The organism is Flammeovirgaceae bacterium SG7u.111, from assembly GCA_034044135.1.
Classification (GTDB): Bacteria; Bacteroidota; Bacteroidia; order Cytophagales; family Flammeovirgaceae.
In genome coordinates, this window is record CP139021.1 from 3,795,255 (window position 1) to 3,807,804 (window position 12,550).

General features: G+C 44.0%; 9 protein-coding genes. 2 read left to right on the forward strand and 7 right to left on the reverse strand.

Annotated features, from left to right (window positions below):
• Positions 1-93 precede the first annotated feature (93 nt).
• From R9C00_14760 to R9C00_14770, 3 genes are all read right to left on the reverse strand, one after another.
• A complete protein-coding gene (locus R9C00_14760; protein ID WPO38720.1) occupies positions 94-4,833 on the reverse strand; it encodes a pectinesterase family protein in 4,740 nt (1,579 codons plus the stop codon).
• A gap of 408 nt (positions 4,834-5,241) precedes the next feature.
• Positions 5,242-5,916 (reverse strand): methyltransferase domain-containing protein, encoded by a 675-nt coding sequence (locus R9C00_14765; protein ID WPO38721.1) that lies wholly within the window; start codon positions 5,914-5,916, stop codon positions 5,242-5,244.
• A gap of 501 nt (positions 5,917-6,417) precedes the next feature.
• Complete coding sequence (locus R9C00_14770; protein WPO38722.1) at positions 6,418-6,771, reverse strand: hypothetical protein; 354 nt, start codon at positions 6,769-6,771, stop codon at positions 6,418-6,420.
• A gap of 218 nt (positions 6,772-6,989) precedes the next feature.
• Between R9C00_14770 and R9C00_14775 the strand changes: the two genes are divergently transcribed.
• The gene (locus tag R9C00_14775) at positions 6,990-7,811 is read left to right on the forward strand and encodes an IS982 family transposase (GenBank protein ID WPO38723.1); all 822 of its coding nucleotides are present in this window, start codon (positions 6,990-6,992) and stop codon (positions 7,809-7,811) included.
• 553 nt (positions 7,812-8,364) lie between these two features.
• Here R9C00_14775 and R9C00_14780 read toward each other — a convergent pair.
• Positions 8,365-8,535, reverse strand: a complete 171-nt coding sequence (locus tag R9C00_14780) for a hypothetical protein (GenBank protein ID WPO38724.1) — start codon at positions 8,533-8,535, stop codon at positions 8,365-8,367.
• 74 nt (positions 8,536-8,609) lie between these two features.
• Here R9C00_14780 and R9C00_14785 point away from each other — a divergent pair, with 74 nt between their 5' ends.
• Positions 8,610-9,617: a transposase gene (locus tag R9C00_14785; GenBank protein WPO38725.1), complete on the forward strand. Its 1,008-nt coding sequence runs from the start codon at positions 8,610-8,612 to the stop codon at positions 9,615-9,617.
• A 103-nt stretch (positions 9,618-9,720) separates the two neighbouring features.
• Here R9C00_14785 and R9C00_14790 read toward each other — a convergent pair whose 3' ends face one another.
• Genes R9C00_14790 through R9C00_14800 form a run of 3 tightly spaced genes read right to left on the reverse strand, consistent with a single transcriptional unit; the run spans position 9,721 to position 12,496 of the window.
• Complete coding sequence (locus R9C00_14790) at positions 9,721-10,212, reverse strand: hypothetical protein (protein WPO38726.1); 492 nt, start codon at positions 10,210-10,212, stop codon at positions 9,721-9,723.
• Positions 10,213-10,223: 11 nt separating this feature from the next.
• Entirely contained in the window at positions 10,224-10,502 is a 279-nt protein-coding gene (locus tag R9C00_14795) for a hypothetical protein (protein WPO38727.1), read from the reverse strand.
• A complete protein-coding gene (locus tag R9C00_14800) occupies positions 10,499-12,496 on the reverse strand; it encodes an RHS repeat-associated core domain-containing protein (GenBank protein ID WPO38728.1) in 1,998 nt (665 codons plus the stop codon). Before R9C00_14800 ends, R9C00_14795 begins: the two co-directional genes overlap by 4 nt.
• Between the last annotated feature and the right edge of the window lie 54 nt (positions 12,497-12,550).

Genomic DNA, 12,550 nt, shown 5'->3' on the forward strand with positions numbered 1-12,550 from the left:
CTGTTCATTTTTACTCTTCCTTTGTAAAAAAATAAAACCTCCAAGAGCTTTAAAACAGCCCTTGGAGGTTCTTTGATATTCTGATTTGAATGCTTACTTCCCAACTGCCACGCTATAAGCGATGCTTGCATCTTTTGTTTGTATTTGCAAAATATACAAACCATTTGGAAGGCTAGAAGTATTGATGGTTTTGGAGAAGTTTTGAGCAGTTTTAGTAAACTGATCGTGGAAATGTTTTCTGCCATCTACTCCATACAATCCCAACTCGATTAGCCCGCTATACGAATTATTGATCTCTACTTTGAAATTGCCTTGGTTCGGGTTCGGGTAAATTAAGGACGATTGCTTAAAGAGTTCATCTTCCACTCCTGTTGGCGTTGGCTCGCTTACTTCCAGCACAAAGCTATCGCTCGCTATTTCACCATTGCCATCGTCGACTGTCACTACAATAGTGAGCGAGCCAACATTTCCTACTACTGGAGTGCCTACAAATCGGTTGCCTTGTGTATAAAAGCTTAACCATATGGGCAATGCAGCACCTCCATCTAAGGCAGCGCTATAAGTAAGCTGATCTCCATTTGCATCTGAAAATGTATTCCCTGGAATACTGAATTCAAAAGCTTCTCCAACAATAGCTTGCTGATCTGGAATTTCATTAACCAATACGGGCGCAGTGTTTTCAGCAACTTCTCCATCTACATAATTTGGGACGCCATCTTTATTTTGGCTATTCGTAACCGCTGCCACCAAACTGTTCAAATAAACTTCCACGTTTGTATAGTTCGTGTTCAGCGTGAAGGTTATTCCATCTGCAGGACCGTTCTTATCCAAACTGTTCGCATCTTCCCAAGAATCAGGCATTCCGTCGCCATCGGTATCCGTAGGTGCTGTAGTGGATGCATATTCAGGCCACCCACCTACATCGTTTTGGGTGTCAATCAACCCATTTGAGCTTCCATTCGAACCAGAAAACGTATAAGTCCCATCTCGGGTTTCTTGTACAACTCTACCATCAACCGTATCTCGAACTAAGCTAGCTCCCACGTAAGACAACACCCTTTCATAAGCCATTTCTGCATCGTGGGTGGTGATTTCCCCTTGATCGATAGGCGCTGCCAACTTGAGCTCAGCCTTATCTTTGGAAGAAGGATTCGGGTCAATGCCCAACCAGTTATCTGTGGTAACCGCATTGCTGCCTACCATGTAATTCCCATTGACATAAAAACTTCCCCAAACTTCTGCTGCTTGAGAATTAGAGCCGTCATCTGGATTAGGGGCAAAAATCCTATCCGCTTTGCTTGAAGATGTTGCTGGACCTGGCTTGTAATAATTATTCACGAGGTTGTAAGAACCACCTTCTCCTCCATATCCGCTATTTCCACCCCAGTTATAAATCACATTGTTTCTAAAGTCTACATTTTCCAAGTCAGCCGTATTGGTAAAACGACTACCCGAAAAGCGTGGGTTTCTGCTGTCGTGATGAGCAAGGAGGTTGTGGTGGAAACTTGCCGGCTGACCACCCCAAATGCCTCCATAACCATGCGTTCCTTTGCCATGAACCGAAACCCGTAAGCTCTCGGAAAGAAGAGACCACTGCAAGGTGAAGTTTTCATTGTGATAAAATGAAGCACATTCATCGGTACTCCAACTCATGGAGCAGTGGTCGATAATGATGTTTTTGTGGTACCTGCCCCAAAGCGCATCTCCCTCGTTTTGAGCCGTATCACCCATACGGAAGCGCATGTACCGAATAATTACATTATCAGCATCTATGTTCACCGAGTAATTCCTTATCGCTATTCCATCACCCGGAGCAGATTGCCCGGCAATGGTCACATCTCCATTTTTGATAGAAAGATTTGAATTCAAATTGATAACCCCAGATACCTTGAACATGATAGTTCTTTTTCCACTGGTGTTGATCGCAGCTCGGAGACTTCCCGTCCCTGAGTCGTTCAGGTTGGTCACATAAATCACCTGACCTCCACGACCACCTGTTGTATAGCGTCCAAAGCCTTCTGCTCCGGGAAAAGCTACTTGCTTGGTAATTACCGTTGTATTTTCTGTAATGGTGAATGTTCCGTTTTTAACCGCATTGGTTTCAGACCCTACGGTGGTAATTGTATAATCAAAAACACCTTCTTCGGAGGGAGTTCCACTGAACGTAACCGTTTTTGCCACATTATCAATTGCAGCACCGATCCCATCAGGAAGCCCTGAAACAATTACCGTTGAAGCATTTGCCCAACTATAAGAAAACTCCGTGATGGCAGAGCCAACTTCTACCGTTTGAGACGAACTTCCTGCTCCTTGTTTGGTAAGAACTGCCGGCTCGGGATTTAGCTCTCCACCTGCACTCACCACCAAGCTCCCTCCACCTGAAATCTGTGTCGGATTTGTACTGGCTGTATACACTCCTGCCTCCATCTCCAAACCGTTCAATATAAATTTATCAACAGCTACTTCCGAAGCCAGTTCCATGAAACCGCCTTCTTCCAGCACGACAGACAAAGTATCACCTGCACTTTTTGCATGGCTAAAAATCGCCTTGTTTCCAGCTCCAACTTTGATCGTGCTATTTCCAAAAGCGTTTGCCGCAGTGCCATTGATAGCGGTAAAAGAAGCTGCATTGTAACTTGGCGTAGCAATATCCCAAGTGCCAGTGAAGTTGCTGTTATCACCACTCAACACCACCGTTGCATCACATTCGCAATCCCTTACATTTTGGGCGAAAATAGAAGATGAACCAGTAAACGTTCCGGGCAAAGTCATGCTGCTTCCAGCAACATTTGAACTATTCAATTTAAGATAAATATTACCTGTTATGGCAATAGGCGCATCAAGGGTAAAACCGGCTCCACTTGTAGCATACCTTAACGCTGAACCTTCTTGCATTTCAATCTGCCCAGTTGCTGAATGTGTTCCTCTCAAGCGGATGCCTCCAGTGCCCTTCACCGTCAAATTTGCAGGGAAAACCCAAGAAGTGGTTTCCATTTCAATTTCTGTAATTACTTGTTCGCCTTCTTCTGGCAAAAGCTGTGGCGAATAATGTTCGGCAACATCCCAGTTACCATTTTCCCCTCCTACAAAAGCAAATACATCAGGTCTACCAATAGTGATTTTGCCTGTCCCGCTGATCAAACTAGGGTTCGATGTAGCAGTGTATTCGCCCAAACCTTGGAGCACACCATCAATATAAAATTCGGAAAGGACTATATCTGCATTCAAAATCAGAGAAGAGCCCGCTACAACTTCTAGTTTCGATTCTGGATGAAAAACTTCGCTATTTCCCACCAAAAAAGTAGCCCTGTTGGCAACAGACACATCACCTTTTCCAAGCGAATGGGCTACCGCAGCACTCAATGTTCCTTCTTCCACACTAAAAGCCCCTGAATAATCAGCATTATCTGTATTGAGCACCAAACTTCCTGAACCGCTTTTTGTTAGCGTATGAACTCCTGTGATAACAGCATCGAGCGTTAGCGCATTTTCAGTAAAAACAGTCACCGCCCCTTTGGTTGATATTTTCCCTTCTAAAGAAGCTGTTGCAGTTGCACCGATAGTGGAGCCGCCAATAGCCAAATAAGCAAGCGTGCTATTTGAAGAAACACTCAATGTAGCTCCGTTGCTCAGTGCCAAATCGGCATCAAACGAACCTCCATCAGCATCTACCACAAAACTTCCGTCCACGGTAGCAGCTTCACCTGTTGCCGGCACTCCTGCCGGATTCCAGTTTGCAGCAGCTAACCAGCTACCTGAAGCATCGTTTCCTGTCCAAGTATAACTCGCTACCAAAGGAGCTTCTGCCGTTGGATCCCAATTATCATTTCCTCCCAATACAGCCTGAACTGTGTAACCAGAAGCTTCTTCATCTGTCAACGCTCTTATTCCAACCCAGTTGGCACGACCGCTCATATCGGCACCGCCACCTGTATTTTGATATTCATACAATTCTAAATTAGCACTCGTATCCGCATAATCCATATTCCAAGTAGTTGGCCAGCCAAGCGGATCTATTTTGTCGGTCATGTCGCATTTCAGCCACGTAACTTTCGGATAATTATGCCAAGGTCTTCCTAGGGCAATGGTATTCCCATCGTCGCCAGCACGTGGGCTGTCTTCCACATACGTCACGTCGCATTCGCTAAAAACAAACCCATATTTTTGAGCTAAATCGGTAGAAGGTGCGGTAATCCAACCACCTCCCCAACTTCTAATTTCGCATTTGTCGAAGAAAGCAATGCCTCCTCCATAAATATAATCGGTACGACCTAGTACCAAACAGTTTTGAAAGTACGAGCGCTTGCCCACTGACCAAAAATAAATGGTATCTTGATAGCCTTTAAGGTTGCAGTTGACGAAAACAACTTTGTCTGATCTGACCGTGATTGCTTGAGCCTGCCCTACCGGCCCTGCCGTATTTTGTATGGTCAGATTTTCTGCTCGAAAGCCGTCTCCATGGATAGTGACTGTGGCGGAAGTTCGAATATTATCACCCGTCCAGAGAGCGGCATCTTCCGTGGGGCATTTACCAGCCTCGCAGTCATAGATATGGTAACTCAAAATGGTCTCGTCCCTACTTTCACCTATGATAGAAACATTGGTTTTTGAAGCCGGAACAATGAGCTTTTCCGTATCGTACAAGCCCCTTTTAATATAGATTACCGTAGAAGTTTCACTGTTGTTGGGAACGGCATCAATTGCCGCCTGAAGGGAGGTGAAATCTCCAGAACCGTCTTGCGCCACTACAATATCGTAGGACTGGGCTTGGAGGGTGGAATAACTCAGGAAGAACAATCCTAAGAGAAAAAACATCTTTTTCATTTTCATCATTTCAGAGAATTTTTATTTGTTAATGTGTAGTTGATTATGCCTGCCTTTTTGGACAAAAAAAGCTCCAGCCCACCCAACGGATTTTTCGCATAGGAGCGCTGGAAGTATTCATTTCATAGAAACAGAACACTCATATCCGGACGGAAAACAAGCAGTAATTAGGACTCCTTAAATGGAGTGTTTGTGTAGTAAAATACCTTCTCTGCGTTGAGGAATTTTATAAAAAAGATTGATCTCTAGCTAAAGTAGTTAGAGATTTAGTAGTACATAAATACGTGTTTTGGAGGAGAGAGCCAAACAAGAATTATAAAAAAATGTAAATAATACAATTTAACATATGCTATCACAAAACACACTTTACTGTACTTGACATAATGTTTAGAAATATTCGGGAACGTTACAACAGACTCACTTTCCAAATTTATACACAGGGTAGCCACTGAAATCATCCCACTTCTGCACCAGCTTAAAGCCGCTTTTTTCCATTTGTGAAAGGAGTTCTTTTTCCGAGGCAAAAGGAACGCCGCAATCTTCTCCGGGGCAAATCTTCACTTCTCCTTCTTCCACAAACTCATCCCTGACAAAGAAATGCCCATCGTCTTTTAGCTTGGTAAAAATATCGTTCATCACCGCTTCTTTATCCTCTATCACGTGGTAAGTTGCATTGGTGTAGATCACATCAAAATAGCCGGCGGGCAAGTTAGTTTGGGTGTACGTGCCAATAGCTATCTGAAAACTGCTGTTTTCCCTCAAGGGCTTTTCGGTGAGTTTGGAATAATAGGCCAGCACTTTGCCCAGCTCCTGCTCGCTCAGGCAAGCCGTATCTATATCTTGCACATACACCTCAAGGCTATCGACCAAGCTGGAAAGCATGACAGGCACTGCTCCGTTCTGAGAGCCAACATCGGCAAAGGCATCCCCCGGTTTCAATTCCAACAGCCCTGCCAAGGTAGCGAAAGATTCTTTGATCTCTTTTTTGGTAAATACCCGACCGCATGCATAGGGTTTGTTCTTTCCCTTTTGGCTGGCGCAGGAGGAAAGGAGAACACTTAAGAAGATGAATGAGAACAGAAGGTTTTTCATAAACTAAATTTATGCAAACAGCCTGCATAAAACAAGTGAGTGGGATTGGTGATTTCGACATACCAGGGGGAATCTCCTTTAGTGGACGTTAGATATAAAATATTTTTTAGTACCCCAACCAAGCAAAATTCATCCATATAAGAGTAACAAAAGAAAATATCCCATAAATAACTCCCAATACTCTCAACCTTTGCTTCATATTTTGAGTGTAATTTTCTACCTCTTTCCTTACTAATGGACAATCACTTCTCTTTTTTCTGATGTAAAATATCACAGATAGTGTAATACCAAGACAAATAGGTAAGTAGTACAAACGGAAAATCTCAGAGTAGTCCTCTTCCACTAAAAATGATAAACATGTTAGCACAAATAGGAAGTTTGACGCCAAGAAAAAGCCAATAAACATTGCAGTAATGAGATATATTTTATTCTCACTTTGAGTTGACAGCTTTCTACATATCATGTATAGATCAACAAATAAACATTTGAAAAATCGTAGCATTAGTCGTGTTGTTTTAAAGGGTTTCCTAAGTAGCCTTTTAAGTCTAAAATATATTCCAATGTATCACCCTCATGAATTTTGTATAAAAAACACCAGTCAGTGTTGGGTTGCTTTACCAACCGATCTCCTATAGCCATGATATCATCCACATGAAGCCCGTCGTGACTCGAAACTGTCGCTATCAAATTTCTTTTGTCCCCTCCTTCTAGGGTGATGAGGCAATGCCTAGGAGAATCTCTGAATTCATTGGAAGGCATGCCGTATAGTGAAACATCGATAACCTCTGCGTTAATTCGCTCTTCAAACCCAAAAAACGGATACCTGTCATACCATTCTTCCAGTTTTTTTAGCATTTTTTTCTCTGAGTAATCCTCATATAATAACATTGAGACAACGAATAGCGAGGCAATTGCTAACAGTGAAATCTTTTTTTTCATATTGACTTTTTGTTGCTGATAAAACCGTTCTAGGAATTACCATTACTCTAATTAATTCAAGTTGCGGTGTATATAAGTAAATCTGCCAAAATGTATAAGTTTAAGAGCGACCAAGCCATTAAACTAAATACATTATGACAGATTATACGATTGCAATATATTGTTTTATTGATGGTTTTCTAAAAAACACCGGTGGCAAAGATGAAAGCAAAAGAAAAATGAACGATGCGGAGATCATGACCACCGCCCTGGTCTCGTGCAGGTATTTTTCAGGCAACCAGGCCAAGGGGATGCATTATATGAAGGCACATTTCCAAGTCGACCTGATAGACAAATCTGGTTACAACAGGCGGCTACATGGCCTTTCCCTGCAGCTTCACCTGCTTTTTATAGGCCTGGGAAATACCCTGAAAGACCTCAACACTTCTTGTGAATACCTGATCGATAGTTTTCCGGTTGCGGTATGCCGGAACATCAGAATACCGAGAAACAAAATACTGGATGGTGTAGAGGCCTATAGAGGGAAGAATGCGTCCAAGAGGGAGTATTTTTATGGTTTTAAAGTTCAAATGGTCACCACTGCGGCGGGGGTCCCGGTCGATTATTTTATCTGTGCGGGCTCCTTTGCCGATATCACGGCCTTTAAGGCGATGGATATCGACCTTCCTGAAGGGAGTACGTTATATGCCGACAGTGGCTATACAGAATATGAAATTGAAGATTTGCTCAAAGAATGTGAGGGCATTGACTTTTTGGTCGAAAGGAAGTCCAATTCGACCAGAAAAGACTCCCCAGCTTTGGCTTACATCAAAAAACATATGAGAAAGCGGATCGAGACATCCTTTAGTGAGATCAATGCATTTTTTCCCTTGAAGATCCATGCCGTGACACCGCAAGGCTATCTGCCCAAAATATTCCTGTTCTTGTTTGCTTATACTTTGAAAAGATCAATTTGATACAACGCAACTTGAATTAATTAGAGCATCTTGACGGCATTGACTTTACCACAAATCTACTACCTCTCTCTCCAACTAACCAAAAACGCCCCGCCAAAAGATGACGGGGCGTTTCGATTGTTGCTTTTTTTAATTTGCTGTCCTTGTTTGGCAAACCCGACGTGGTGGTTTGGGACGCCCACGACGATAGGTGGGTGGGGGCAAAGCGTCGGGGGCGTAAAAAAAACGACCCCGACGGGTACGACCCTTGCTGAGCGATGGGGTCGCTCCAAGCGCCCCCATCGTTATTCTTGCGCCTGAACTAGCGCCGTTACTCTTTTTAGAGCAGCAAAGGTTTATAACCCTAAAGATAGCCCCTCCATAACCCTTTTTGACGCAGCAAGTAACGGTGGTAGTTGTTTTTAGACAACGCCGACTGACAAATAGGAAACTGGGCAACGACCGGCTCCAAAAACCAAAAACGCCCCGCCAAAAATTGACGGGACGTTTCGATGGTTGCATTTTTGTTTTTACTTGCTACCCTTGTTTGGGACGAGCGGATGCTCGCCCCACCTTAGATTTGTGCAGTTGTATTATTCGAAGGATTGTGTTTAATTGGAAAACCTTGATTTCCTTTTGGCCAAGGGGGGCATGGGCGACTCAACTCGCTCCACGAACAAGATTCATCCCACTGCTGGATGCCCGTGTCCCCTCCCGTGCCCAGGCCTGTATAAGAGTTTGCCACCGTTAAGGTAGTTAGGCTACGCACCAGGTCCTTGGCCTCTAGGTTTTTTGTCCAACATAAAAATACGGATAACCATGGAATTTAAAAACTTTATCGGCATCGACATCAGCAAAGACACCATCGACCTGGCCCTCTTGGCCGAACATGGAGAGCTTGTCAACCTCAAATGGGACAACGACGGGAAAGCACTGGCCAAAGGGCTAAAGTCCCTGTTCAGGGAACACGGAATGGACAAAGAAGACACCTTGCTATGTGCCGAGCACACAGGACAGTTCGGCAACAAGCTGATGGAAGTGTCCCTGGACCTGGGGCTTTGCCTCTGGATGGAATCACCTTATTCCATCTCCCGCTCGCAGGGAATGACAAGGGGAAAGGACGACAAGGTGGATGCCGAGAGGATCGCCGGCTATGCCAAGCGGTTCGCCGACAAGGCAAGATTGGTAAAGCCTACACCCAAGACTATCAATAAGTTAAAGCTTTTGTCCTCTGAGCGGGAACTTGCCATGAAGGATCTCTCGAAATACAAAGGGCAGCTAAAACAGGAGAAAGGGTTTCTGGACAAAGAGTATTTCAAGGAAAAAGAAAAGAGGGTGAAGAAGCTCATCGCCCTCTATAAAAAAACGGTCGAGGAGATAGAGGAACAGATAGCCCAGTTGATAGAGGACGACCCGGACATCAAGGACAGTTTCGACAAGATCGTCTCCGTGGAGGGCGTGGGAAAGCAGACGGCCATCGCCACGATAGTGGCCACGGAAAACTTCCAGAAATTTGACGACCCCAAGAAGTTTGCCTGCCACATCGGCTGCGCCCCGTTCAGGTACGTGTCGGGCAGCAGCATCCGCTCACGCAACAAGGTCTCGCAAAAAGCCAACAAGGACCTGAAGAAAATATTCCACATGGCGGCACTCTCCACCCTGAGGACAAAGGGGGAGCTGCGAAAATATTACGACCGCAAAGTGGAGGAGGGCAAGCACAAGATGTCCGTCATAAACGCCATCCGATCAAAGCTCGTCCACCGCATCTTTGCGGTCATTAACCAAAACAGGAAATATGAAAAAATTTATACGCATTCCCTTGTTTAAACCATAAGAGTAGTGGGGGGCATCTTCGCAGTCATAAACCAAAATAGGAAATATGAAAAAATTTATACACATACCCTTGCTTAAACCATAAGAGTAGTTGGGGCTAATTTTTGTTCTTACGTGACAATTTTTTGTCGGCGTCTAAAACAGCAAATTCTTTTTTAAATACGTGTGTTCGTGTATCAACATATCCATTTTCTAAATACTCATATTCTTCAATAACTCCCCGAAGAGTTTTAGTTTTATTCTTAACCGAATCTATCTTAATGAAAAAACTAGCTATTGAATCTTCTCCTAATACCTGACCTAAAGTGCTACTGTCCACAACATTGAAATTTTTGTCGTAGTTTCCTATGATTACACGAAAATTTTTAAGCCTTGGTTCTTTCATTTTTACAGTAACTTTTACGGCTTCGCCTACATACATAGTATCAGACTCAGCATAAACTGTAAATGGCAATTGAGAAAAGTCCTGTAATTCCACAGAATATCCTTCTAAAGGTTTTTCTTCTGTCTTAATTACATTCTTATCACCAGCTTGTTTACATTGTGCTAATAATATTATAAGAACTAAAATTACAAGATTTCTAATCATCAGATTATGTTTTAGTAATTGATATTAAAAGTATCTTTTTTTATTATTTGCTTCTTGTCATCATAGTATTTTACCTGCTTAAGACTATCATTGATCATAGATCCCATTGCAGTGTGCGCAGCATCTTCAGCGTAAAATATACTATTAAAAGCAGAATATGGTGGATACAGCCGCTTCTGTGCCGTTTTTTGTGCACTTCTAGCAAATTCACTCTTAATGTCTTTTATCTTACTAGGTAGACCATGATAGTGTTTACTTGAAGCGGCCCAAGCTTTCCCAAATTTTTTCATCCAACATTGGGTGATACCGCTGGTAGACTTGGTCTTAATGGATCTGGCATACCTGATAAATCTTGCAATAAACTGACATCACTATAGTCAATATAAGTTAAAGGACCATTTCCACGCTGCTTTGGAAGATTAGGTTCTGGTCCTGGATTGTTCCCCTGAATTACCACCGCAGGAGGGTTTTCAACAATATCGCCGATGAATCCACGAATAGCTTTACCAATAGTAACAAGACCCATTCCAGGGTAATAACCACCCCCTGAACCTCCAAAAGAACCGCCATTACCCGTAGCTTCTGCTTGAACCAAAGCTCCAATGCTAATACCAAATTCTGCATCATTCCAAATAGAAGTGCCATCATTACTATTATCAATCGAAAAACTCCCATCTTTGTTTTTACTTATTCTACCAGATACTTCCTCATGTTCTCTTCTGTATATTCTTGCCTCTTTTCTTGTTTCAAATAAACCATTTGGGTCTATAAACGATATCGGATTATTAAACGCATATCTGTAAGGCGAAAGGTTAGAAGCTTTATGACCAAGAGGATCCACAACATGCCATCTCCCCAATGTAGCATCGTAATTTCTCCATCCATAGTCCATCCAGTGCAGCCCAAACTCTTCCTGCTTCTCCTTTCCGTTATACTGGAATATATGGTCAGGCGCGCCTTGCCTTTCAATCCCCGCCATGTTCATGCCGTAGGGGTAGTAGTGGTTCTCCTGCACCACCAGTTGCTGGTGTGCGATCTTGAAATCGTCCACCCAAACCGGCTCGCTGGACTCGTTCACTACGAACACTTTTGCATAGCCATTGTGCTTAGCCTTATCAGGGGAGGCCTTTAGTTCGATCCACTTCTTATCCGAGTCTTCACTCCTGATTTCCGTTCTGGCACTCTGCACCACCTCGTCGTTCTCGTTGTAGAACACCACCTGCACATAGGCGAGGGGCACACCATTTAAGCCATCAGTACCAGGAGGCTTCATGCCCAATCCCAAGTTACCAAAAAAGCTTCCTGTTTCCGAGCCTGTCCCAAAACTTTCCGAGAAAAATGTAGAATAGTTACCTGAACTTGGCGAAGATGCTGGGTTATCGTAATAAACCCATACGGATGCTTCTACTTTGTCGTCCTTGCTGATCTTGAACATCTTGTAAGGGCCTACCGTAGATTCTATCTTGACCGCTTTAGTCCCGCCATGCGAAAATTCCCCATCTCTTGTCCCTAATTGGTCAAAAGTGGCTTCTTCCAGTTCCTTGGTCTTTGCAGGAGTCTCCTCCATGGTCGCCACATATTCCTTGGTCGCCTCCCTAAAGCTTACCCTCAGGTTGCCGAGGTGGTCCTTGTAGTGGTACTCGTATACATAGCCGCTTCCTTCCTCGAAAGGCAGCGTGCTCTTGGGCAGCACCCTGCCTTCTGCCATGTGCATGAACTGCAGCTCGCCGTCCTCATACACAAATTCTCCTACGTAGTCGGTGGTCTTTTTCAATGCACCACCTTCAAATACCTTCTTCTGCAGCTTGATCCCCGCCGCATCATAAGTGTACTCTATCCGCTTGTCGGAAGAGCCGAACTTGATCACGCTGGGCAGGTTGAGGTGGTTATAGGTGATACCGTTCCCGCTGCCATCTTTTATGCCCTTGTTCAGGTCTTTTACCAAGTTGCCATTGGCATCGTAGGCATAGTCATTGCCACTTGTGTTCCCGTCGGTGAAGTCTCCAGCTACCTCGTGGTTGTTACCGCTGGTGCCGTCCGCCACGCTCAGTAGTCTGTTCCCATCGTAGCTATAGCTCAATTGGTCTATGTACCCGTAGCTTTTCTGCTCCTGCTGGGTTAGCCCCTTCCTATTTAGGCTAAGGATATTGCCGTTGAGGTCGTAGCTAATGTTCGATACGTCGTAGTCCTCGTCGCTGTTAAAATTTTGGTCAAAACCATAATTGGCAGCGGTGAGGCGGTTGAGCTTGTCGTAGCTGTAGCATGGAGTGGAAACTATTTCCATAGCCTCTGGCAACCTTGGGCGTGGGCGCCCTATAAATTTTCCTCATCATGCTAA